Origin of the sequence: Megasphaera sp. NM10 (genome assembly GCF_000417505.1) — a bacterium.
Lineage (GTDB): Bacteria > Bacillota > Negativicutes > Veillonellales > Megasphaeraceae > Megasphaera > Megasphaera intestinihominis.
This window is the reverse complement of sequence record NZ_APHY01000033.1, coordinates 14,998-36,539: the sequence shown is the minus strand read 5'-3', so window position 1 is coordinate 36,539 and position 21,542 is coordinate 14,998. Positions and strand designations below refer to the sequence as shown.

Annotated in this window: 23 protein-coding genes, 2 tRNA genes, 1 rRNA gene and 2 pseudogenes; 24 read left to right on the top strand and 4 right to left on the bottom strand. The window is 52.0% G+C overall.

What is annotated here, in order from left to right; translation table 11 throughout:
• The first annotated feature begins 67 nt into the window (after positions 1 to 67).
• The 13 genes and pseudogenes from rrf to groL all read left to right on the top strand — a co-directional run bounded on the left by rrf (position 68) and on the right by groL (position 8,804).
• Positions 68 to 184 (top strand): 5S ribosomal RNA (gene rrf / locus NM10_RS06700).
• Positions 185 to 189: 5 nt separating this feature from the next.
• Positions 190 to 265 (top strand) — tRNA-Trp (locus tag NM10_RS06695).
• 37 nt (positions 266 to 302) lie between these two features.
• A tRNA-Arg gene (locus NM10_RS06690) sits at positions 303 to 378 on the top strand.
• 225 nt (positions 379 to 603) lie between these two features.
• The gene (locus NM10_RS06685) at positions 604 to 1,011 is read left to right on the top strand and encodes a UPF0158 family protein (RefSeq protein WP_020310833.1); all 408 of its coding nucleotides are present in this window, start codon (positions 604 to 606) and stop codon (positions 1,009 to 1,011) included.
• Between the two features lie 12 nt (positions 1,012 to 1,023).
• Positions 1,024 to 2,001: a thiamine-phosphate kinase gene (thiL, locus tag NM10_RS06680; protein ID WP_020310832.1), complete on the top strand. Its 978-nt coding sequence runs from the start codon at positions 1,024 to 1,026 to the stop codon at positions 1,999 to 2,001.
• Positions 2,002 to 2,013: 12 nt separating this feature from the next.
• On the top strand, positions 2,014 to 2,484 hold the full coding sequence (locus NM10_RS06675) for a bifunctional tRNA (adenosine(37)-N6)-threonylcarbamoyltransferase complex ATPase subunit type 1 TsaE/phosphotransferase (protein ID WP_020310831.1): 471 nt from the start codon (positions 2,014 to 2,016) through the stop codon (positions 2,482 to 2,484).
• Positions 2,468 to 3,178, top strand: a complete 711-nt coding sequence (gene tsaB, locus NM10_RS06670; RefSeq protein ID WP_020310830.1) for a tRNA (adenosine(37)-N6)-threonylcarbamoyltransferase complex dimerization subunit type 1 TsaB — start codon at positions 2,468 to 2,470, stop codon at positions 3,176 to 3,178. The genes NM10_RS06675 and tsaB overlap by 17 nt, the downstream gene beginning before the upstream one ends.
• Positions 3,169 to 3,642: a ribosomal protein S18-alanine N-acetyltransferase gene (gene rimI, locus NM10_RS06665; protein ID WP_020310829.1), complete on the top strand. Its 474-nt coding sequence runs from the start codon at positions 3,169 to 3,171 to the stop codon at positions 3,640 to 3,642. The genes tsaB and rimI overlap by 10 nt, the downstream gene beginning before the upstream one ends.
• 17 nt (positions 3,643 to 3,659) lie before the next feature.
• Positions 3,660 to 4,670 carry a tRNA (adenosine(37)-N6)-threonylcarbamoyltransferase complex transferase subunit TsaD gene (gene tsaD, locus NM10_RS06660; RefSeq protein WP_020310828.1) on the top strand — a complete coding sequence of 337 codons (1,011 nt, stop codon included), beginning with the start codon at positions 3,660 to 3,662 and terminating at the stop codon, positions 4,668 to 4,670.
• A 27-nt stretch (positions 4,671 to 4,697) separates the two neighbouring features.
• Positions 4,698 to 6,110 (top strand): histidine kinase N-terminal domain-containing protein, encoded by a 1,413-nt coding sequence (locus NM10_RS06655; protein WP_071601839.1) that lies wholly within the window; start codon positions 4,698 to 4,700, stop codon positions 6,108 to 6,110.
• A 3-nt stretch (positions 6,111 to 6,113) separates the two neighbouring features.
• Positions 6,114 to 6,704 carry an ANTAR domain-containing response regulator gene (locus NM10_RS06650; RefSeq protein ID WP_020310826.1) on the top strand — a complete coding sequence of 197 codons (591 nt, stop codon included), beginning with the start codon at positions 6,114 to 6,116 and terminating at the stop codon, positions 6,702 to 6,704.
• 136 nt (positions 6,705 to 6,840) lie between these two features.
• A pseudogene (gene groES / locus NM10_RS06645) lies at positions 6,841 to 7,123 on the top strand (co-chaperone GroES).
• A gap of 58 nt (positions 7,124 to 7,181) precedes the next feature.
• On the top strand, positions 7,182 to 8,804 hold the full coding sequence (groL, locus tag NM10_RS06640; protein ID WP_020310824.1) for a chaperonin GroEL: 1,623 nt from the start codon (positions 7,182 to 7,184) through the stop codon (positions 8,802 to 8,804).
• Between the two features lie 128 nt (positions 8,805 to 8,932).
• Here groL and NM10_RS06635 read toward each other — a convergent pair whose 3' ends face one another.
• The 3 genes from NM10_RS06635 to NM10_RS06625 form a co-directional block, all read right to left on the bottom strand.
• A complete protein-coding gene (locus tag NM10_RS06635) occupies positions 8,933 to 10,111 on the bottom strand; it encodes a tyrosine-type recombinase/integrase (protein ID WP_020310823.1) in 1,179 nt (392 codons plus the stop codon).
• A 174-nt stretch (positions 10,112 to 10,285) separates the two neighbouring features.
• Positions 10,286 to 11,005 (bottom strand): DUF3862 domain-containing protein, encoded by a 720-nt coding sequence (locus NM10_RS14160; RefSeq protein ID WP_020310822.1) that lies wholly within the window; start codon positions 11,003 to 11,005, stop codon positions 10,286 to 10,288.
• Positions 11,006 to 11,025: 20 nt separating this feature from the next.
• Complete coding sequence (locus NM10_RS06625; RefSeq protein ID WP_020310821.1) at positions 11,026 to 11,646, bottom strand: LexA family protein; 621 nt, start codon at positions 11,644 to 11,646, stop codon at positions 11,026 to 11,028.
• Positions 11,647 to 11,759: 113 nt separating this feature from the next.
• Between NM10_RS06625 and NM10_RS06620 the strand changes: the two genes are divergently transcribed.
• Genes NM10_RS06620 through NM10_RS06610 form a run of 3 tightly spaced genes read left to right on the top strand, consistent with a single transcriptional unit; the run spans position 11,760 to position 12,555 of the window.
• On the top strand, positions 11,760 to 11,951 hold the full coding sequence (locus NM10_RS06620) for a helix-turn-helix transcriptional regulator (protein ID WP_239639643.1): 192 nt from the start codon (positions 11,760 to 11,762) through the stop codon (positions 11,949 to 11,951).
• A 36-nt stretch (positions 11,952 to 11,987) separates the two neighbouring features.
• Entirely contained in the window at positions 11,988 to 12,248 is a 261-nt protein-coding gene (locus NM10_RS06615) for a hypothetical protein (RefSeq protein ID WP_020310819.1), read from the top strand.
• A 13-nt stretch (positions 12,249 to 12,261) separates the two neighbouring features.
• The gene (locus NM10_RS06610; protein ID WP_020310818.1) at positions 12,262 to 12,555 is read left to right on the top strand and encodes a hypothetical protein; all 294 of its coding nucleotides are present in this window, start codon (positions 12,262 to 12,264) and stop codon (positions 12,553 to 12,555) included.
• Positions 12,556 to 12,728: 173 nt separating this feature from the next.
• Here the strand turns inward: NM10_RS06610 and NM10_RS13300 are convergent, their stop codons facing one another.
• A complete protein-coding gene (locus NM10_RS13300) occupies positions 12,729 to 13,082 on the bottom strand; it encodes a DUF2513 domain-containing protein (RefSeq protein WP_071601838.1) in 354 nt (117 codons plus the stop codon).
• A 57-nt stretch (positions 13,083 to 13,139) separates the two neighbouring features.
• Between NM10_RS13300 and NM10_RS14025 the strand changes: the two genes are divergently transcribed.
• The 8 genes and pseudogenes from NM10_RS14025 (at position 13,140) to NM10_RS06575 (ending at position 21,290) form a co-directional block, all read left to right on the top strand.
• Complete coding sequence (locus NM10_RS14025) at positions 13,140 to 13,370, top strand: DNA-binding protein (RefSeq protein ID WP_192813554.1); 231 nt, start codon at positions 13,140 to 13,142, stop codon at positions 13,368 to 13,370.
• A complete protein-coding gene (locus NM10_RS06600; protein WP_020310816.1) occupies positions 13,321 to 13,656 on the top strand; it encodes a LysM peptidoglycan-binding domain-containing protein in 336 nt (111 codons plus the stop codon). The genes NM10_RS14025 and NM10_RS06600 overlap by 50 nt, the downstream gene beginning before the upstream one ends.
• A gap of 80 nt (positions 13,657 to 13,736) precedes the next feature.
• Positions 13,737 to 15,026: an AAA family ATPase gene (locus NM10_RS06595; RefSeq protein ID WP_020310815.1), complete on the top strand. Its 1,290-nt coding sequence runs from the start codon at positions 13,737 to 13,739 to the stop codon at positions 15,024 to 15,026.
• Positions 15,027 to 15,039: 13 nt separating this feature from the next.
• The gene (locus tag NM10_RS06590; protein ID WP_020310814.1) at positions 15,040 to 16,125 is read left to right on the top strand and encodes an ATP-binding protein; all 1,086 of its coding nucleotides are present in this window, start codon (positions 15,040 to 15,042) and stop codon (positions 16,123 to 16,125) included.
• Between the two features lie 24 nt (positions 16,126 to 16,149).
• Positions 16,150 to 16,629, top strand: a complete 480-nt coding sequence (locus NM10_RS06585; protein WP_020310813.1) for a DUF669 domain-containing protein — start codon at positions 16,150 to 16,152, stop codon at positions 16,627 to 16,629.
• A pseudogene (locus NM10_RS15270) lies at positions 16,626 to 17,087 on the top strand (Hint domain-containing homing endonuclease); the annotation flags it as partial. The gene NM10_RS06585 and the pseudogene NM10_RS15270, both read left to right, overlap by 4 nt.
• A 606-nt stretch (positions 17,088 to 17,693) precedes the next feature.
• Positions 17,694 to 19,268 carry a DEAD/DEAH box helicase gene (locus tag NM10_RS14540; RefSeq protein WP_020310812.1) on the top strand — a complete coding sequence of 525 codons (1,575 nt, stop codon included), beginning with the start codon at positions 17,694 to 17,696 and terminating at the stop codon, positions 19,266 to 19,268.
• 15 nt (positions 19,269 to 19,283) lie between these two features.
• Entirely contained in the window at positions 19,284 to 21,290 is a 2,007-nt protein-coding gene (locus NM10_RS06575) for an AAA family ATPase (RefSeq protein ID WP_020310811.1), read from the top strand.
• The last annotated feature ends 252 nt before the right edge of the window (positions 21,291 to 21,542 follow it).

Genomic DNA, 21,542 nt, shown 5'->3' with positions numbered 1-21,542 from the left:
TCRGAGACGACACGCAAAACTGTGTGAATCGCTTATGTCGGACTTGTCCGACGCCTGAATAACATAATTCAGTGGCGATAGCTGCGGGGATCCACCTGTTCCCATGCCGAACACAGCAGTTAAGCCCGCAAACGCCGAAAGTACTTGGGGGGAGGCCCCCTGGGAGGATAGGAAGCCGCTGATTTTTGTAGGGGTATAGCTCAACTGGTAGAGTAGTGGTCTCCAAAACCATTGGTTGAGGGTTCGATTCCTTCTGCCCCTGCCAGAAAAAACGGAATGAAGGTCCGCCTTCATTCCCACATGACTCGGTAGCTCAGCTGGATAGAGTGACTGACTACGAATCAGTAGGTCTAGGGTTCGAATCCTACCGGGTCACCATAGGAAAAAGCTCACGCATTTTGCGTGAGCTTTTTTATAGTTTGTAGTACGGAGTTTGTAGAAGGTGGCTTTAAATTTAAAAACCTTCACTACAAACTACAAACTGTAAACTTAAAACCCCAAAAGAGGCTGTCGCACGAAGACAGCCTCTTTTGCCTACTTTAGGCCCGGCCCTATCCATGCTATAATAGAGACATCGCAAATTGTGAAAAGGAAGTGTAAGCTATGACAGTACAGCTCGAAGAATTATTGAAAGCCTTTGAACTGAATAATCCCTATCTCAAGTTCTATTTAAATAAAAATGACGGCCATATGGCCTTGGTCACGGAAATCCCCGGTGACGACAAGGCGGAAAATGAAGTCACAGCCAATCCCGATGCGTATATCAAGCTGCCGACCCAGGCCGACCTGGATCTGCCGGAAATGATCAAAGGCTTTGTCCCCATGATGAAAGACCCGAAGCAGCGGGCGGCTTTTCAGCAGTCCATCGAAGCGGGCAAGACCGTTTCCCAGCTGGAACGGGAATTGAAGGACATGGGCCTGGTCCAGTTCTGGTATACCTTCCAGCGCATGGAATTCCGCAAAATTGCCAAAAAGTGGTGTGAAGACAACCACATTGATTATGAAGAATAGGGGAGCTCGGAGATGACGAAGATTTCAGATATCGGTGAATTCGGATTCATCGATGCTATTAAAGATCATACCCTCTTCCATCCGGAAAACGTCGCCGTCGGCATCGGCGATGACGGTGCTGTCTACACGACGACGCCGGGCTGGCAGCAGGTAGCTGTCATCGACACGATGGTCCAGAACAGTCATTTCATCATCGGTCAGACGGCGACCTGGCATGACGTCGGCTTCAAGGCCGTAGCCTCGAACCTCAGCGACATCGCCGCCATGGGGGCCGTGCCGACCCATATCGTCCTGTCGACAGCCCTGGCACCGCAGATGGACGTCGATGACGTCATTGACATGTACCGCGGCATCAAGGATATTTGCCGCACGTATGAAGTCAATATCCTCGGCGGCGATACGGTCATGTCCAAAGAAGGCGTCGTCATCACTGTCGCTGCCTTTGGCGAAATCGAAGCCGGAAAGGCCCTGCTGCGCAGCGGAGCCCAGGCCGGCGACGTCATCGCCGTATCCCATACGATCGGCGATTCGGCAGGCGGCCTCGACGTCCTCCTGGCCAGACAGGACGGATATGAACATTTGAAGAAAGCCCACCAGTATCCGGAACCGCAGATTTCCCTGGGACGCTTACTGGTACAGCATCATTGCCACAGCCTGAACGACATCAGCGACGGCCTGGCTAGTGAATCCAATGAAATTGCCAAGGCCAGCGGCGTCGAACTGGTCATCGACCGGGACCAGGTTCCGACGAGCGCTGAGCTAAAAGCCTGGGCTGCGGCATCGGGCAAGGATATTTGGAAATTCGTCTTTAACGGCGGCGAAGACTATGAACTGGTCTTTACCATGGCGCCGGACGATTTCCAGGCTTTGCAGGCCGTCTATCCGGCTGTGACGCCTATCGGGACGGTCCGCCAGGGGCCGGGCCGGGTCCTGCTCCGCCACGATGGGGGCGAACAGGTCCTGCCGCCGACGGGCTGGACCCATTTTTAGGAGGAGGATATCATGAGCTTTGATGTAGCAACTCATTCAGAAGCGGACACCATCGCTTTGGGCAAAGCCCTGGGGCCGGTCCTCAGAGACGGCTATGTACTGGCCCTGCGCGGCGACCTCGGTGCCGGCAAGACCCATTTCGTCCAGGGCATCGCCCAGGGCATGGGCATTGACGACGTCGTCGTCAGTCCGACCTTTACCATCCTGAATTATTATGAAAATACCATTCCTCTCCAGCATTTCGACTTTTATCGCTTGGAAGAGGAATATGAATTAGACGATCTGGGATTCGACGACTATCTCGAAAGCGGCGTGACCGTCATCGAATGGTCGGAAAAATTCCCGGACCGCCTGCCTGACGATGCGGCTGTCGTCACCATCGAAAAGACGAGTCCCACGGACCGCCTGTTCCATTTTGACTTCCACGGCAGCCGTTGGCAAGCTGTAGAAAATGAGGTAAAAAAATATGCTCTTAGCCATTGAAACATCGAGCCTCGTATCGAGTGTCGCCTTGCTCCATGACGACACGCTGCGGGCTGAACTCACCATCCAGGCACGGCTGACCCATTCGGAACAGCTCATGCCCCATATTGCCGACATGCTCGACAAGGCGTCGGTCAAGAAAAGCCAGATTGACGGCGTTGCCGTTGCCGTCGGCCCCGGTTCCTTTACGGGCCTGCGCATCGGCCTGGCCACGGCCAAAGGCCTGTCCTTTGCCTGGAACGTGCCTATCGTCGGCGTCACGACGCCGGTCAGCCTGGCCTGGAACTTCGTCGGCGTCTCTGACCGCATCTGCACCCTCATCGACGCCCAGAAAGGCAATGTCTATGCCGGTGTCTATCGCTGGGACCGGACGACGCTGACGACGGAAAAAGAAATCTACATCGCGCCGCGGACGGAAGTCCTGGATACCCTGGAAAGGGAAGGCCAGCCCGTCGTCTTCTGCGGTGACGGCTCCCTCAAAGGGCGCCGGGATATCGAAGGCCGGAGCCCCTTGTTCCGCATGGCGCCGCCGACGATGGTCATTCCCCGTGCCGGCAGCGTCGCCCTGGCAGCCAATGTCCGTTTTGCCGCCGGTGACTACGATGACTGCATGACCCTGACGCCGTCGTACCTGCGCCGCAGCGAAGCTGAAGTGCTCTGGGAAAAACGCCACGGCGGTGCCCCATGTCAGTAACGGTCCGTCAGGCCTGTCGGGAGGACCTGCCGGATATCATCGCCATCGAAGAGGTGTCCTTTTCCGTGCCCTGGTCCCATCAGTCCCTGGCAGCGGAACTGGATAATCCCGTAGCCCGTTATTATGTCCTGGAAAAGGAAGACGGGAGCGTCGCCGGTTATGCCGACGTCTGGCTCATCGCCGATGAAGGCCAGCTGGCCAACATCGCCATCCATCCGTCAGCACGGGGCCTGGGCTATGGCGAGATTCTCCTGCGAACGGCCATGGAAGCCCTCTTCCGGGAAGGCTGCACGAGTTTCTTCCTGGAAGTCCGCCAATCCAACGCGCCGGCCCAGGGACTGTACCGCAAGCTGGGCTATGAAGCCCTTGCTGTCCGCAAGGACTATTATTCCCAGCCTGTGGAAGATGCGTGCATCATGCATTGTCAAAAAGAGAAGTATCAATGGCTCGGCCATTCACTATAGAAAAAAGGATGAAATCTATGTATACCTTAGCTTTAGAAACGAGTTGTGACGAAACGTCGGCTGCTGTCCTCAAAGATGGCCGCCACATCTGCTCCAACATCATATCGACACAGGTGCCGATCCACCGGAAATTCGGCGGCGTCGTACCGGAAATCGCGTCGCGCCAGCACATCGAATACGTCATGCCCATCATCAAGGAAGCCCTTGATACGGCTGGCGTCACCTTGGCAGATATCGACCATATCGGCGTCACTTACGGTCCCGGCCTGGTCGGGGCCCTGCTGGTCGGCGTCGCAGCGGCCAAGGCTATCAGCTTTGCTGCCGATAAGCCCCTGGTCGGCGTCAACCACATGGAAGGCCATATCTTTGCCAACTTCCTCAGCCATCCCGATTTGGAACCGCCGTTCCTGGCCCTCGTCGTATCCGGCGGCCATACCCAGCTGGTCCAGATCAATGGCTATAATTCGTTCAGACTCATGGGCCAGACCCGCGACGATGCCGCCGGCGAAGCTTTCGACAAGATCGCCCGCGTCATGGGCTATCCCTATCCGGGCGGTCCGCAGATCGACAAACTGGCCAAAGAAGGCGATCCCGACGCCATCGCCTTTCCCAAGGCCCTCCATGAAAAGCACAATTTCGAGTTCAGCTTCAGCGGCCTCAAATCGGCAGTCCTCAACTACCTGCACACACAGGAACAGCGGGGCCAGTCCTATAATGCCGCCGACGTGGCGGCCAGCTTCCAGAAGACCGTCGTCGAAACGCTCGTCGAAAAGACCATGGATGCCGCGGCCTACTGCGGAGCCAGGAAAATCGCCGTCGCCGGCGGCGTCTCGGCCAACAGCGGCCTGGCTGCGGCCATGAGTGCGGCCTGTGCCGACAAGGGCTATGCCTTCTACCGGCCGGAACCGATACTCTGCACCGACAACGGCGCCATGATCGGTTGCCGGGCATATTATATGGCCCTGGACGGCCGCTTTGCCGACTTGACCCTCAACGCCAAGCCGGCCCTGCCGATTACATCGGACTAATCCTGAGAAGAGATGGGGGAATCTTCTATGGCTACACTCGAAGCGGTCTGCCGGACAAGGAGCACCTTGTCGCCCGTGCAGATCCATATTTTACAGAACAGTGAAGAACTCTTGCAGTTCGCCAGCGACTTGTCGCACCGGGAACTCTTCGTCTATGTGCCCGGGCGGGAAGCGGGGACGCTGGTCCTGGCCGCGCACCGGACGCCGCTCCTGCAGAAGGGGAGGCAGACGGAAACGACTGATCCTGGCGCTGCCTTTTCCCGTTATGAAGAACCGCTTAATTATCAGGTCTTTCAGGCGGGAACGGCCATGAGCGGTGAGAAAGAAATCGAATACGGCCGCATGGCGCCCATCGTGGCTTATCCCTTCGTCGATAACGGCGGCGGGACGATTGCCGTCATTTCCTTTGTCGGCACAGTCGAAGACAATCGGGAGATTTTGACGGAAACAGCCTTCTTATCTTTGCAGGTGCCCATGGATTTCCATTCCATGTACCGGCCCCTGTCCATCCAGGATGGCGTCGTCCTGGTCAACTGCAACGGCGTCGTCATCTATGCCGACGATATGGCCGACAGCATCCTGCACATGTGCGGCCAGCGCGGGGCCATTACGGGTACCAATATCTATAATACCCGCCTCGACCTGACCGGTGCCAAGAAAGCCCTGTCCCAGGCCGAGGGATTGGCCGATGACGTGACCTTAGGCGATGCTGTCGTTTCCCGCCGGGTCATCCCTATTCTGCAGCGCGGCAAAGTGCGCCGGGTCATTTCCATCCTGACTGAGCGGACGGAACTGCATCGCAAGGAAGAAGAACTCATGGTCAAGACGTCGGTCATCAAGGAAATCCACCACCGCGTCAAGAATAACCTGCAGACCATTGCCAGCCTCCTGCGCATGCAGATGCGGCGCACGACGAGCGACGAAGCGCGGGATGTCCTCAACGAGAGCCTGAACCGGATCCTCAGCATTTCCCTGGTCCACGAGACGTTGTCCCATCACGATGAAGAGAACATCGACATTTCTGACGTCGCCCAGAAACTGCTGGGCCTCCTGGCGCACAGCCTGGTCAGCAAGGATTGCCACGTGGAGACGAAGTTTTCCGGCGACACCCTGCCCACGCCGTCTGATGCGGCGACATCCCTGGCTCTGGTCCTGAACGAACTCATCACCAATGCCATCATCCACGGCTTTGAAGGCCGACGGGAAGGCCTCCTGGCCGTCACCATCCGCCGCGACGGGCCGGACGGGGTCATCATCGTCTGTGATGACGGCGTCGGCATGTCCCACGCACCCGTCGATACGGGGCGCAAACATCTGGGCATGGCCATCGTGCGCACGCTCATTGAAAAAGATCTGCAGGGGACGATTGATTTCGATGACGGCGTGCCTGAAGGGACCGTCGTCACCATCCGTTTTCCGTTACCAGAGAGGGGAGAATAACCAATGGGATATCGCGTTGTAATAGGGGATGACGAATCGATCATCCGTATGGATTTATGTGAAATGCTGGAAGATGCCGGCCACACCGTCGTCGGAGAAGCCGCTGATGGCGTCGAGGCCCTCGATTTAGTGCGCAAAGAAAAGCCGGACATCGTCCTCCTGGACATCAAGATGCCCCGCTTGGACGGCATCCACGCGGCCCGCATGATCGGCCACGAAGGGCTGGCACCGGTCCTGCTGCTCACGGCGTACAGTCAGCAGGATATCGTCGACAAGGCCAAGGACTCCGGCGTCCTGGGCTACCTGGTCAAACCGGTCAGTCCGGTCAACCTCTTCCCGGCCATCGAAATCGCCATTTCCCAGTTCCGCCACCAGCGCGAAGTGGCACAGCAGCTCGATGACATGAACGAACGCATCGAGACGCGCAAAGCCGTCGACCGGGCCAAGGGCTGCCTCATGGACCTTTATCATATACCGGAACACGAAGCCTACCGACGGCTGCAGCAGTACAGCATGAAGAACCGGAAATCCTTGAAAGCCGTGTCCGAGGCGGTCATTGCCAGTGCGGAAAAGATAAAAAGTCAAAAAAAATAAAACGTTTGATGAAAAAGTCAGGGTGAAAGCCTTGACTTTTTTACCTTTAATGGCTAATATATATATTGTAAGTTAGCACTCGGAAGTATGGAGTGCTAATAAAGAGTAGCAACTTACTTTTAAGGAGGAATATAAAATGTTAAAACCGTTAGGAGATCGCGTAGTTATCCGTGTATTGGAACAGGAAGAAAAAACTGCAAGCGGTTATTTTTTTACCGGACACTGCTAAAGAAAAACCGAGCCAGGGTGAAGTCGTAGCCGTAGGTCCGGGCAAACTGCAGGACGACGGTAAACGCGTTGCTTTGGATGTCAAAGTAGGCGACAAGATTATTTTCTCCAAATATGCCGGCACAGAAGTCAAGTTCGAAGGCACTAAATATTTGATCGTCAGCGAACGCGACATCTTGGCTATCATCTAATAAATCATTTCGAATCAAACTAAAAAATACTTAACTTTCACATAGGAGTGTGTTCAACATGGCTAAACAGATTTTGTTCAACGAAGATGCACGCCGCGCTCTCGGCAAAGGCGTAGACGCTTTGGCAAATGCCGTAAAAGTTACCTTAGGGCCTAAAGGCCGCAACGTCGTTCTCGACAAGAAATTCGGCGCTCCGACCATCACCAACGATGGTGTCACCATTGCCCGCGATATCGAATTGGAAGATCCCTTTGAAAACATGGGCGCTCAGCTCGTCAAAGAAGTCGCAACCAAGACCAACGACGTCGCTGGTGACGGCACGACGACAGCTACTATCCTGGCCCAGGCCATGATTCAGGAAGGCATGCGCAACGTCGCAGCCGGCGCTAACCCGATGATCCTCAAACGCGGTATCGAAAAAGCCGTCGCTAAACTCGTCGAAGAAATCAAGAAACGTTCCATCGCCGTATCCGACAAGGCTTCCATCGCTCAGGTCGCTTCCATTTCGGCAGGTGACGAAGAAGTCGGCGGCCTCATCGCTGACGCTATGGAAAAAGTCGGCAAAGACGGTGTCATCACTGTCGAAGAATCGAAGACCATGGGCACACAGCTCTCCGTCGTCGAAGGCATGCAGTTCGACCGCGGCTACATTTCCCCGTACATGGTAACGGACCCGGATAAAATGGAAGCTGTCATGAGCGAACCGTACATCCTCATTACGGACCGCAAGATCGCTTCTATCCAGGAAATGCTCCCGGTTCTGGAAAAAGTTGTCCAGGCTGGTAAAGAACTCCTCATCATCGCTGAAGATGTCGAAGGCGAAGCACTGGCTACCTTGGTCGTCAACAAACTCCGTGGCACCTTCAAAGCCGTCGCTGTCAAAGCTCCGGGCTTCGGCGACCGCCGCAAAGCAATGCTCCAGGATATCGCAACCCTCACGGGTGCTACGGTCATCACGGAAGATGTCGGCCGTAAACTCGACAGCGTTACCATGGAAGACCTCGGCACTGCCCGTCAGGTCCGCGTAACCAAAGATGAAACGACTATCGTCGAAGGCCACGGCGATCCCCAGGCCATCAAAGACCGTGTCGCTCAGATCAAAGCTCAGATTGCGGAAACGACGTCTGATTTCGATAAAGAAAAATTGCAGGAACGTTTGGCTAAGATGTCCGGCGGCGTAGCTGTCATCGAAGTCGGCGCTGCTACGGAAGTCGAATTGAAAGATAAGAAATATCGTCTCGAAGATGCCCTCAACGCTACGCGTGCAGCTGTTGAAGAAGGTATTGTAGCCGGCGGCGGCACGACCCTCATCGACATCCTCCCGGCTCTCGACGAATTCGATGAAGACGGCGACGTACAGACCGGTATCAACCTGGTTAAACGCGCTATTGAAGCTCCGCTCCGCCAGATCGCTGAAAACGCTGGCCTCGAAGGCTCGGTCATCGTCGCTAAAGTCAAAGCTTCCGAAGACGGCGTAGGCTTCAACGCCCTCAAAGAAGAATACGTTGACATGGTCAAAGCAGGTATCGTCGACCCGGCTAAAGTAACCCGTACAGCTCTCCAGAACGCAGCTTCCATCGCAGCCCTCGTCCTCACGACGGAAACCCTGGTCGCTGACAAACCGGAACCGGCTCCGGCAGCCCCGGCTGGCATGGGCGGCGGTATGCCCGGCATGATGTAAATAAAATTTTAAAAGTGCCGTAAATACGATAACCAAGGCGTTTGTAAGGCCTTGAAAATCGTGTCCAGAGAACAAAACGAGAACCAAAAAATAAGCCTCTTGCGAAATCAACCGCAAGGGGCTTATTTTTATGCCTTATTTAGCAGCTCGTCAAACTTTTCTGCTGTTTCTGTGGCCAGCGTTTTGGTGATGTGCAGATATATCTGTCGCGTCGTCGTATCGTCAGCATGGCCCAAACGTTTCATGATTTGTACCAGGTCTATCCCGGCCTCTGCCAGCAGGGAAGCATGGGTATGACGGAAAATATGGGGGTGTATGTGAAGGCTCACCGGGTTATCCATCAAACGGTGAATACGGTCTATACGAGTCTGTACGAGCCGCTGGGTAAGAGGATGCCCAGGATGGGCCGGAGCCGTAAAAACGAAGCCTAATTTACTGCCCTTGGGATAGTGCCACAACTCTTTATATTCTATCCGGAGGTTAGAGACTTGGAACTTGAATGCAGCCAGTACCTTTTCTAGGTGTGCCGGCATGGTGACCACTCGGACCGATGTTTTTGTTTTCGGAGGGAGAAGCTCATATTTTTCAGCGTTATTCGTCGGATTGTAAAGTGTTTTTGACACTTTGACAATATTCTGCTTGAAGTCTATATCTTCCCAGGTGAGAGCCAGGGCCTCTCCGATCCGCAAGCCCGTATAAGCCAGCAGCATAAATAAAGGATAATCGGGCGCGATTCCTTTTTCCTTCGCTGTTTGCAGGAAATCGAGAAGCTGAGACTTTTCCAGATAAGCAGGGACGTTTTCGTCTGGATCTACGATTTTCCTCTTTGGCCGGGGCACTGTAGCGAATTCCGTCGGGTCTGAATAAATAAGCTCGTATTCTATGGCCCGTTTGAAAATCATTTTGGCTGTAGCATGGATACCTGATATTGTATTCGGAGCCAGCGTCTTGGTAAGAGACAATAAAGCATCCTGATATTGCTTCTTGTGAATTTCTTGAATGGGGATTTTTTCAAAGTACCGGTTCAGGTGCCCCAGCTGGTGCTTTCGGATCCGAACAGAGGATACTTTAGCAGTAATCGCGTATGCTTTTAGCCACTCTTTTGCAAAATCCCCAAACGTCACAGATTCCGGCCGCGCGAAGCCCTTAGTCCGATATCGCTGCAGTGCTTCCTCTCCAGCTATCCTGGCATCCTTGGCCCGCTTGAAACCACCTTTTTCTTTCTGCTGCCGTTTCCCCGTTCGTGGGTTTTTACCGATGTCAATTTTGTAGGCCCATAGCCCTGACGGCTTTTTGTAAACGTGCATGAGTTACCTCCTTCCCTTATTAACATATCCCGGGCCGTGCTGGAACACGATAACCGGGATATGTTTCTTTTATTACGAGAATTCATTATTTAATTTAAATATGCAATATTTTGACATGGCCAACTACTTTTTTAATAAATTTATTCACAAAGTTGAATATTTCATATGTTGCTATTATTTTAAATTAGTTTGTGTTTTAGAGTCTACTCCGTTTGGTCCGAAAGTAATAATAGCATTTGAACCATCCGAATTAATCCAGGAGATTAGTCGTGATCCAGTGCCCATGATATTTGTTTCAGACTTTAGCAACCCATCACGTTTGAAGATTTCTTTGACTTGTTCATAAGACATGCCGATTTGGATCTGATTGAATTCGGGCATGGTAATTTTTTCTCCTTTTTGTTTGTAGAAGGAGAGACTATCCATTGCTTTGCTGGTAAGGCGGCCTTTTTGGAAAGTCATCATAGCAATGGCCGACCCGATTTTAAATTCATATGCCTGGCTCTTAATGCCGGCTATTTCATTTTCATGCTTTAATTGGCCATTCACTCCTAATGTGTTTTTTACCGTATCGTAATCGCTACCCATGGGGATTGAAACAAATTTTTTATAAGCATCAAATTCTTTACTGCTAGTTTGTTCTTTGGGCTTTGATGCCTTTTCTGTTGATTGTTGTGTTTGCTGAGTTTGCTGAGAGGCTGGCGTAGCTGGCTGGGGATTTATGGCCATTCCAATAAAGCCACAAATTATAAAAGCCACTAAAAATATAAGGCCTCGTTTTTTACCATAAGGAGCTTTTAAAAATGGAGCGTATTTTTGTGGATTTTTCTTCGCTAATATGTACCAAATGATAATTAGAATTTCAACGATACCTAAAATAAGTGTGCCGTTCATTTACATTACCTCCTTTTAACTTACCAAGACCGACGGCTTTCAATGACTTTCCCTAAAATCCGGACAGGCAGTTCTTCTATTTGCTGGTTTGAGTAGAAGTGGGGCTCATACACATCCGGATTGAAGCCGTAAAGCATAATGCCGCCGGTGACTTTTTTAACCTGCTTGATGGTGGCTTCATCTCCGTTGACCAGGACAATGGCAATGTCTCCTGTTTCCACATCTGCCTGCTTTTTTACAATGACCACATCACCTTCCTCTAATTTTGGTAACATAGAATCACCCTTGACTTGCAGTGCAAAAAATTCACCAGTTGCGGCGAGCTCCGGGGTGATTTCTTCGTAATCTAATATTTCTTCTACGGCTTCTATGGGTATGCCTGCCACGACGCGCCCCAGCACCGGGATGCGAACGCCGCGGCCTACTTTCTGATCCGCTTCTTTTGTAGTCGAATTACCTAATAAATAATCTGTAGTCGTTCCCAGTATATGTGCCATACGTATTAAAGCATCTCCTGATGGCTCACGAGAGCCTAATTCATAAAAGGAAATGGCTTTTGGAGTCAATGAAAGCTTTTCAGCCAGGTCTTTTTGCGTCAATCCTTTTTCTTCACGTAACATTTTTAATCGTTTTCCGTTCATACAATCACCGCCTTATCATTACTGTACTGTATGTTCATATTATAACAAAATAGGACTTGACAATCTACAAAATGTACTGTACAATTTGTACATAAGAAGGCGAGGGAGGTGATATGATGGGAAACAGAATTAAGGAATATCGGCAGAAAAAAGGATTAAGCCAGACAGAACTGGCATATAAAACCGGGGTATCACAGCGGTATATAGCGTTTATTGAAGCTAATCAGCGAACCCCGTCCTTTAAATTAGCTCTACGAATTTCCAAGGCTTTGGGTGAAACTGTTGACACTATTTTTTTACCATAAAAATGTACAAAATGTACATTTAAGGAGGCAGGAAGCATGACGAGCAAGGAAAAGGAATTATTGAAATACCGCTTCCAGCAACGCTGGGGGCAGGCAATCTGCGTACAGCAGTGGGCAAAGGAAGGAAAAAACGGCTGGACCAAAGAAGGCGCGAAAGGAGAAGCCGACATTGCTCGCGGGTACATGTACGCCATTGGGGACGCCCTGGAAGCATCCATGAAGCAAAGTAAAGCCACGGAAATTGTCCGCGGCTGGGCTGACGAAGCAGAAGAAAAACTCGGCGCATCGTTGGAATAAAGGAGATGGTAGTATGACGAAGAATGAAAGAGCGACACTGGAAGCAAACTTTAAAGCGGCCTGGAGAGCAGCCATCTATGCTCAAGAATCAGCAAAGAATCCGGAATTAACATTCCCAGAATCGACGTTTGAAAAAGATGACGCAAAAGAACTGGCAGCACGGGCAAAAGGGTATCGGGCAGCCTGTATCGACGTCCTTGTATATTCTTCTGATGGAACATCCGACGCGACTGATAAAGTCCAGGAATGGATTAATGAAGCCGAACAGCAGGCCGGTGCAACGTTAACGGCGGGGTGGGCGAAATGATAAAACCAGAACAACCGGATAACCGCCGTTTTCAGCTAATGCGATTGCAGACGCTGATAACAATGGAAAATTACCTCATCGATCAGATGAAAATCGTCCCGCATTGGGACCAAAAAAATACCCGGCAATTGATAGACATATTAGACCAGTCGATTGCCGGGGAAATCGAAAAATTAAGTAGTAGAAATATGAGTTGCAACAAATGATATTGCCTTAAATGAAAGTTCAATAGCGTGTTCTTTCATATAAGATTTTGTTTTCTTCCAAACAGTATCATCAGATACGGAGTCTAAAAAGGATTGGCCTGTTAACGTCAACCCGATGTTCAAATAATAGTATGGGGCTGTTTTTGAACTTGCATCGATACCACTTAAATACCCTTGATTAACTAAAAGGTAAATATGGTAATTGATTTCAGCTTGAGATGTTTGCGGATAGGTAAAACAATGGCTATTAGCAACTGTTGACGCTGGACAATCAGCAACATCTAAAAGAATGTTCCTTAGCAAATCTATATTGATGCGCATAGTTATCACCTCCCTTCATGGTCATTATACCAGAACGGGAGAAGAAAGGAGGAAATCATGAATCAAGACATTTACAATGGATTGCCCCCTATTTTAACGGCAAAAGATGTGGCCGAATTTTTGCGGATTGGTATGAACCAGGCTTACGAAATTATTCATGATATCGGGTTCCGGTATGGTCGTACCGTCCGGTGTACAAAAACTCAGTTGATTGGCTTCGTGGAAGGAGGTGGGAAACATGAAAACGATGAAAATTTACGATCATGGACTGACCAAGCCAAAGCGTAAACCACCCTTCCGAACGCTCCGGACGGGGCTGGCCATCGCCATGGCCTTCGGGGTCGGGCTGTATCTCGGCAGTGCAACGCCCTGGTCACAGGCCGAAACAATTGCGAACGACACAGCTATCATCCACGTCGTCGACACAGACGAAACGCTGTGGGAAATCGCTGGCCCTGTAGCCGACAAGACCGGCCAGGATATCCGGGAGGTCATCTACCAGATTCAGGTCAACAACGGCCTGGGTCTGGACCCAACACTGAAACCGGGCCAGCGCCTGGTCATCCGCTACTGAAAAAATGGCTGCTGCCGGCAACCGCCGACAACAGCCACATACCAAAATACTCAAATTTATTATACCAGATGGAGGCTATTATGTCAGTAAAAATCAGACAGTTAGAAATTGAAAATGTGAAGCGCGTCAAGGCCGTTACGCTGACGCCAACGGAAAACGGTTTAACCGTCATCGGCGGCCGGAATGGCCAGGGCAAGACTTCTGTATTGGATGCCATTGCCTGGGCACTGGGCGGCAACAAACTCAAGCCGTCCGAATCGCAGCGTATTGGCAGCGCCGCTCCGCCGTCTATCCACATCGAACTCAGCAACGGCCTGGTAGTGGAACGCAAGGGTAAGTCTTCGGCTCTTCATGTCATCGACCCGTCAGGGCAGAAAGCCGGCCAGCAGCTCTTAGACAGCTTCATCGAAAAGCTGGCCCTGAACCTGCCGAAATTCATGGATGCCCGGAACGATGAAAAGGCCGAAACGCTCTTACAGATTATCGGCGTCGGGGACAAGCTGGCCGTTTTAGACCGCCAGGAAAAGTCACTGTACAATCAACGCTTGGAAGTCGGCCGGATTGCTGACCGCAAGAAAAAACATGCGGAAGAAATGGCCTGGTATCCCGATGCGCCGGCAGAACCGGTCAGCGCATCCGAGCTCATCCAGAGACAGCAGGCCATCCTGGCAAAGAATGGAGAAAACCAGCGCAAGCGGGAAAAAGAAGCCCATTACAACAAGGTACTGGCAGAAGCGCAGATTGCCTTTGACCGGGCAAAAGCAGCACTGAAGCAGGCCGAACAGGATTGTGTAACAGCAAGGAAGGCAGCCGAAAACCTGCAAGATGAAAGCACGGCCGAACTGGAACAGGATATCGCCAACATTGACGCCATCAACACCAAAGTACGGGCCAATGCCGAAAAGAACCGGGTCCAGGCCGAAGCCGATGAGCTGGCCGGCCAGTACGGCGACCTGACCCAGCAGATTGAATCCGTGAAAGATCAGCGGATGAAACTGCTGGATTCGGCAGACATGCCCCTGCCAGGGCTGTCGGTCCAGGATGGCGAGCTGACGTATAACGGACAGAAGTGGGACTGCATGAGCGGCGCAGAACAACTGCAGGTCGCTACGGCCATCGTCCGCAAGCTCAACCCGGACTGCGGCTTTGTCCTCATGGATAAGTTGGAACAGATGGACCCGGAAACACTGGCCGCCTTCGGCCAATGGCTGGAAGGGGAAGGGCTACAGGTCATCGCTACCCGCGTCGGGACTGATGACACCTGCAGTATCATCATCGAAGATGGATACATCAAAGAAGACCGTCCGCAAGAAGTCCCACAGTCAGCACCGAAAGCAGAAACGCCGAAGTGGACGCCTGGCACGTTTTAGAAAGGAGTAAATCATGAAGATCATCTCAGGGAAAATCATAAAGCCTCAGAAAGTTGTCATCTACGGCCCGGAAGGTATCGGCAAGTCAACGTTTGCCGCGCAATTCCCAAAACCCCTGTTCATCGACACGGAAGGCAGCACGTCGCACCTCGAAGTAGACCGCCTGCCCAGGCCGACGTCCTGGCAGATGCTCAAGCAGTATATCAAGGACCTCAAGGGAGATACGATGGGCTACCATACACTGGTTATTGATACAGCGGACTGGGCTGAACGGCTTTGCGAAGAAGCTGTCTGCCAGTCCAATGGGAAGGTAGGCATTGAAGACTTCGGGTATGGCAAGGGCTACACATACGTCAAAGAAGAATTCGGGCGGCTTTTAGACAGCTTGTCGGATTTGATTGACGCCGGCATGAATGTTGTCCTGACGGCTCACAGCATTATCCGCAAGTTCGAGCTCCCAGAAGAAACGGGGGCATACGACCGGTATGAGCTGAAATTGGGACAAAAGGCCGGCAACCAGTGCGCCGCCCTGGTCAAAGAATGGGCGGACATGGTTCTCTTTGTGAATTACAAGGAAATCGTCATCACGACAAAGGACAACAAGAAGAAAGTCAGCGGCGGCAAGCGGGTCATGTACACGGCACACAACCCGTGCTGGGATGCCAAGAACCGGCACGGCCTGGCCGAAGAACTGTCTTTTGACTATCAGGAAATCGCGCACTGCATCCCGGTCATGAATACAACGCCGCCGCAGCCGCCCGTTTCTCCGGCAGTACCGCCACAGCCGGGACCTGCTGAACCGGATCTGATTCCGGAAGCACCTGCCCCGCCCAAAGAATCGCCGAAGCCGCCTGTCCAGGCAGAAACCAAGCAGCCCGACGTCCAGGCACCCGAAGCTATTCCCCAGGCCCTGGCAGACCTCATGACAGCCAACAATGTTACAGCCCAGGATATTCAGCAGGCCGTGGCTCATAAGGGATATTTCCCGGCCGATATGCCGATTGCAGATTACCCGGAAGACTTCGTCATGGGATGTCTGGTAGCGGCTTTTCCGCAGATGTTGCAGGTTATCAATCAGTTAAAGAAAGTTCCGTTTTAATGTTTTGATTAGGAGGTAATGACAATGACAGAAGAACGCGCATTTAGTTGGGATGATGAATTTACCGAAGTGGAAGACTCGTTTCAAATCGTCCCTCCCGGTGATTATGATTTTACGATCGTTGATTTTGAGCGGGCCCACTTCGACGGCAGCGACAAGATGCCGCCCTGCCCGATGGCCAAGCTGACATATGAAGTGCAGACGCCCGACGGCACGAAAGGGCGCATCCGCCAGAATCTCTTCCTGCACTCCAAAAGTGAATGGCAGCTGACTAACTTCGCCTGCGCTGTCGGCATGATGCAGCGTGGCGATGGCCATTTCCGAATTGCCTGGAATCAGCTCATCGGAGCGACAGGCCGTATGCAGGTCAGCGTCCGCAAGTACAATGGGAAAGATTACAACGACGTGAAACGCTTCTACGACAAGACGGCAGCTCCCAAGCTTCACAGCCGCAGAGTCAGCCGGCGCAGCGTCCTACTTACACACAGGGGGCGTTCTAAATGAGCAGCGACGTCACGCTGCGTCCCTATCAGCAGGAGGCCGAACAGGCCGTCCTGCATGAATGGGACAGCGGCCATACCAAAACACTCCTGGTCCTTCCTACAGGATGCCATGCCATCGGAGAAAAAGTATTGTTAGCGGATGGAAGCATTAAAAAGGTGGAAGATGTCCAGCTAAAAGATTGCCTATTGGGGAGCGATGGTACTCCCCGGCATATCCTTCAAATCATCCGTGGAGAAGGATATTTGTATAAAATTTGCCCGGTAAAAGGCAACACTTTCGTCGTAGATGAAAATCATATGCTAACGTTAAAACGAACCAAAGAATCGAATCATCCTGTATATCCAAGTGAAAAACATGGTGGTGAAATTATTGATGTTTCTGTAAAAGAATGGCTTACCTGGAGCAAGTGGAAAAAACATATCCACAAACTGATTCGAGCAGATGCCATTACTTTCTATCATTCTCATCAAGCCGATTATCCTATTGATCCTTATTTTTTGGGAATATTATTAGGAGATGGTAATTTGAATGGAGCCTCTGTCAGTATCACAACCATGGATGCTGAAGTGGTGAATGTCATTCACCAACAAGCAGAATTATTGGATTTGCGGATTCGTACAGAACCTGCTGGAAAAGCGATAACCTATATTTTTGCCAGTAAAAAAGCATATACTCGCTCTGCCTTTATTCGTTCTTTGAAAGATTTAGGCATGAGAGGAAAAACATCTGCTACAAAACAAGTACCTGATATATATAAAACGGGGCCCGTGGCCGTACGTCTTAACGTCATTGCTGGATTGTTAGATAGCGATGGCCATCTTACATGTAACGGCTATGATTTTATTTCTAAATCCGAACGCCTTTCTAATGATTTAGCCTTTATGTGTAGATCGGTTGGGCTCGCGGCCTATGTTACACCCTGTAAAAAGGGATGTAATAATTTTGTAGGAACATACTACCGGGTTAGTATTAGTGGGAACTGCGATAAAATCCCTATGAAAGTTAAGCGGAAAATGGCTACTCCACGAAAACAAAAGAAAAATGTTCTTGTTACCGGATTCACTGTGGAATCCATTGGGACAGGCGCATACATCGGCTTTACTGTTGATGGAGACAACCGTTATTTATTAGATGATTTTACAATCACCCATAATTGTGGCAAGACCATTGTTTTCGCCAAAATCGCTGAGGACCGGGTCCGGGTCGGCGAACGGGTCCTTATCATGGCCCATCGCGGCGAGCTCCTGGAGCAGGCCAGCGATAAAATCGAGAAAGCGACAGGGCTGATAAGTGCCGTGGAAAAGGCCGAACAGACCTGCCTCGGGTCCTGGCGGCGCATCGTCGTCGGCAGTGTCCAGACACTGACACGGGAAAAGCGGCTGCATCAATTCGCGGCGGACTACTTCGACACAATCATCATCGACGAAGCCCATCACAGCGTCTCAGACAGCTATCAGCGCGTCTTACAGTACTTTAGTGATGCCAAGGTCTTAGGCGTCACGGCCACGCCGGACAGGGCCGACATGCGCAATCTGGGAAGCTACTACGATAGCCTGGCTTACGAATACAGCTTAGTCCAGGCCATTAAAGAAGGCTATCTCTGCCGTATCGTAGCCCAGACGATTCCACTACAGATCGATATTTCCGGCGTCGGCTTTTCGGCCGGCGACTACAAGGCTGGTGAACTGGGGACGGCGCTGGACCCGTATCTCGACCAGATTGCCAGGGAAATGCAGGCCTACTGCAAAGACCGAAAGACCGTCGTCTTCCTGCCGCTCGTTGCAACGAGCCAGAAATTCTGTGACATCCTGAATGAAGCCGGCTTCCGGGCCGCCGAAGTCAATGGCAACAGCGAAGACCGGGCGCAGGTCCTGGCCGACTTTGATGCCGGCAAATACAACGTCCTCTGTAACTCCATGCTGCTGACGGAAGGCTGGGACTGCCCATCTGTAGACTGCGTCATTGTCCTGCGGGCTACAAAGAGCCGCAGCCTGTACAGTCAAATGGTCGGACGCGGTACGCGGCTCTTCCCAGGCAAGGAAGAAGTGCTGCTTCTCGACTTCCTCTGGAATACGGAAAAGCACGAGCTGTGCCGTCCAGCATGCCTCATCGCCGAAACGGAAGACGTGGCCAAGAAGATGACGGAAAAGCTCAACGAATCCGGCGAGCCAACAGACCTGGAAGTCCTGGAAAAAGAAGCGGCAGAAGACGTCGTCGCCGACCGCGAAGCCGCTCTGGCAGAAAAGCTGGCAGCCATGAAGAAGCGCAAGCGGAAACTGGTAGATCCGCTGCAGTTTGAAATGTCCATCCAGGCGCAAGACCTGGCAGATTACGTGCCTTCATTTGGTTGGGAAATGATGCCGGCATCGGACAAGCAGCTGAAGGCCCTGGAAAAGTTCGGTATCATCCCCGATGAAATCGAAAACGCCGGCAAGGCCAAGCTGTTACTGGACCGGCTCATCAAGCGCAAGGAACTGGGGCTTGCAACGGCTCGGCAAATCCGGCTGTTGGAGGCCCGCGGCTTCCGGCATGTCGGCACCTGGTCCTTTGCAGCGGCGTCTAAGCTCATCGGGCGTATTGCAGCCGCTGGCTGGCGGATGCCGGCCGGTATCATCCCGGCGACGTACCAGCCAGAATAAAGGAGGGCGGGCATATTGGAAAACATCAATCTCATACCCCTCCTGGACTATATTGACCCGTCGTTCTGCACCTATCAGGAGTGGGTAAATGTAGGCATGGCGTTAAAACTCGAAGGCTACAGCGTCGCCGACTGGGATACCTGGAGCCTTCGCGACGCCGGTCGGTATCATTCCGGCGAATGTGTCCGGAAGTGGAACACTTTTGACAATAACGCTACGTCTTTAGTCACCGGCGCTACGATTGTCGACATGGCGAAGCGGGGCGGCTGGACCTCATCAGCCGGCCCCGACATCGCCTATGACTGGGACGACATGATTCCCGAACGGGATGACCAGGTCGTTGTTGACAAGAACTGGGTCGAAGGGCGGGAGCTGGAAGCCCCCGGTGATAACTGGGACCCGGTCAAAGACCTCATCAAGTATCTTTCGACGCTGTTTGATAGTACCGACTACGTCGGCTATGTAACGAGCTCCTGGGAAAAAGACGGGAAGTTCCTGCCGAATAAAGGGAACTATGGCCGTACTGCAGGGGAACTCATCGAAGAGCTGACGGTCTGTGACGGAGACCTGGGAGCCGTCCTGGGGGACTACAACCCCAAGGTCGGCGCCTGGATCCGGTTCAATCCGCTGGACGGCAAAGGCGTCCGTAACGAAAACGTGACGGACTTCCGTTTCGCCCTGGTCGAGTCCGACTCGATGGAGCTGGAAAAGCAGAACGAAATCATCCGACAGCTGGAACTGCCCGTTGCCTGCCTGGTCTACAGCGGCGGGAAAAGCGTTCATGCCATCGTCCACATCGATGCCGGCAACTATGAAGAATATCGGAAGCGCGTCGACTACCTCTATGCCATCTGCCGCAAGAACGGCCTGGCCATCGACACGCAGAACCGGAACCCGTCCCGGTTGTCCCGGATGCCTGGCGTTATTCGGGATGGCAAGAAACAGTATCTCATCGACACCAACCTGGGCAAGGAAAACTTTGTAGAATGGCGTGAATGGATCGAGGCCGTCAACGACGACCTGCCGGAGCCAGAAAGCCTGAAAGACGTATGGAACGACCTGCCGCCGCTATCGCCGTCACTTATTGAGGGCGTGCTGCGGAAAGGGCACAAGATGATGCTGGCAGGCCCATCGAAAGCCGGCAAGTCCTTCGCCCTCATCGAGATGGCCATTGCTATCGCCGAAGGACGGAAGTGGCTCAACTGGTACTGCTCCCAGGGGCGCGTCCTGTACGTCAACCTGGAACTGGACCGGCCGAGCTGTCTGCACCGCTTCAAGGACGTATATGACGCCCTGGGATGGCCGGCCAACAACATTACCAATATCGACATTTGGGAACTGCGCGGCAAATCCATCCCTATGGATAAGCTGGCGCCGAAGCTCATCCGCCGGGCATCCAAGAAGAATTACACGGCCATCATCATCGACCCGATTTATAAGATCATCACAGGCGACGAAAACAGCGCCGACCAGATGGCCCACTTATGCAATCAGTTCGACAAGGTCTGCACCGAGCTGAACTGCGCCGTCATCTACTGTCACCATCACAGCAAGGGCGCCCAGGGAAGCAAGCGGTCCATGGACCGGGCCAGTGGCTCCGGCGTCTTCGCCCGCGATGCCGACGCCCTGCTGGACATGATTCAGCTGAACACGTCGGACCAGGTCGGCCTGCCTGGCACGGCCTGGCGCATCGAAGGGACGCTCCGAGAGTTCGAGCCCTTCAAGCCCTTGAACGTGTGGTTCGAGTATCCCATCCATCGCGTCGACGACAGCGGCGAGCTGGAAAAGCTCACACCAGACTGCGACAAAGCTCCATGGCAAAAGAGTCAAGATGTTCGTCATAAGAAAAAAGAAGAAAGAAAACAACAATTAGAAAATGCTTATAATGCCTGTTTAATAAATGGACAAGTAATGGTCAGTGATATAGCTGACTATCTTGACATAACGGATAAAACTGTACGTCGATATATAAACGAATTGGATGATTTTGTCGTAGAAAAAGGAGTTGTAACGAAAAAATAATTCCGGACATTTAATAAATTGTCTTTAATGTCCCCGATGTATAACAAAACATCTTTATGCAGACATTTAAATTTAAAGTCCGTATAAATATAGGGGCAAAAGGACGGACATTTAACTTATATATAATAAATGTCCCTGTGTATAAATCCGTGTGGGTCCTTGGGACAACAAATAGGGGAACAAGGGGGCTGAAAGTGCCCCTTGTCCCTATTCCTATTTGTGGTCCCTGAACCAGGACCATGCGGCGACGAA

Excerpts from the sequence above, each read along its gene's own strand:
- NM10_RS06655 (WP_071601839.1), top strand. The coding sequence starts at position 4,698 with ATGGCTACACTCGAAGCGGTCTGCCGGACAAGGAGCACCTTGTCGCCC.
- NM10_RS06595 (WP_020310815.1), top strand. The coding sequence starts at position 13,737 with ATGTCAGTAAAAATCAGACAGTTAGAAATTGAAAATGTGAAGCGCGTC.
- groL (WP_020310824.1), top strand. The coding sequence starts at position 7,182 with ATGGCTAAACAGATTTTGTTCAACGAAGATGCACGCCGCGCTCTCGGC.
- NM10_RS06585 (WP_020310813.1), top strand. The coding sequence starts at position 16,150 with ATGACAGAAGAACGCGCATTTAGTTGGGATGATGAATTTACCGAAGTG.
- NM10_RS06650 (WP_020310826.1), top strand. The coding sequence starts at position 6,114 with ATGGGATATCGCGTTGTAATAGGGGATGACGAATCGATCATCCGTATG.
- NM10_RS06635 (WP_020310823.1), bottom strand. The coding sequence starts at position 10,111 with ATGCACGTTTACAAAAAGCCGTCAGGGCTATGGGCCTACAAAATTGAC.
- tsaB (WP_020310830.1), top strand. The coding sequence starts at position 2,468 with ATGCTCTTAGCCATTGAAACATCGAGCCTCGTATCGAGTGTCGCCTTG.
- tsaD (WP_020310828.1), top strand. The coding sequence starts at position 3,660 with ATGTATACCTTAGCTTTAGAAACGAGTTGTGACGAAACGTCGGCTGCT.
- rimI (WP_020310829.1), top strand. The coding sequence starts at position 3,169 with ATGTCAGTAACGGTCCGTCAGGCCTGTCGGGAGGACCTGCCGGATATC.
- thiL (WP_020310832.1), top strand. The coding sequence starts at position 1,024 with ATGACGAAGATTTCAGATATCGGTGAATTCGGATTCATCGATGCTATT.
- NM10_RS13300 (WP_071601838.1), bottom strand. The coding sequence starts at position 13,082 with ATGCGCATCAATATAGATTTGCTAAGGAACATTCTTTTAGATGTTGCT.
- NM10_RS06600 (WP_020310816.1), top strand. The coding sequence starts at position 13,321 with ATGAAAACGATGAAAATTTACGATCATGGACTGACCAAGCCAAAGCGT.
- NM10_RS06615 (WP_020310819.1), top strand. The coding sequence starts at position 11,988 with ATGACGAGCAAGGAAAAGGAATTATTGAAATACCGCTTCCAGCAACGC.
- NM10_RS06675 (WP_020310831.1), top strand. The coding sequence starts at position 2,014 with ATGAGCTTTGATGTAGCAACTCATTCAGAAGCGGACACCATCGCTTTG.
- NM10_RS06625 (WP_020310821.1), bottom strand. The coding sequence starts at position 11,646 with ATGAACGGAAAACGATTAAAAATGTTACGTGAAGAAAAAGGATTGACG.
- NM10_RS06590 (WP_020310814.1), top strand. The coding sequence starts at position 15,040 with ATGAAGATCATCTCAGGGAAAATCATAAAGCCTCAGAAAGTTGTCATC.
- NM10_RS14025 (WP_192813554.1), top strand. The coding sequence starts at position 13,140 with ATGAATCAAGACATTTACAATGGATTGCCCCCTATTTTAACGGCAAAA.
- NM10_RS14160 (WP_020310822.1), bottom strand. The coding sequence starts at position 11,005 with ATGAACGGCACACTTATTTTAGGTATCGTTGAAATTCTAATTATCATT.
- NM10_RS06610 (WP_020310818.1), top strand. The coding sequence starts at position 12,262 with ATGACGAAGAATGAAAGAGCGACACTGGAAGCAAACTTTAAAGCGGCC.
- NM10_RS06620 (WP_239639643.1), top strand. The coding sequence starts at position 11,760 with ATGATGGGAAACAGAATTAAGGAATATCGGCAGAAAAAAGGATTAAGC.
- NM10_RS06685 (WP_020310833.1), top strand. The coding sequence starts at position 604 with ATGACAGTACAGCTCGAAGAATTATTGAAAGCCTTTGAACTGAATAAT.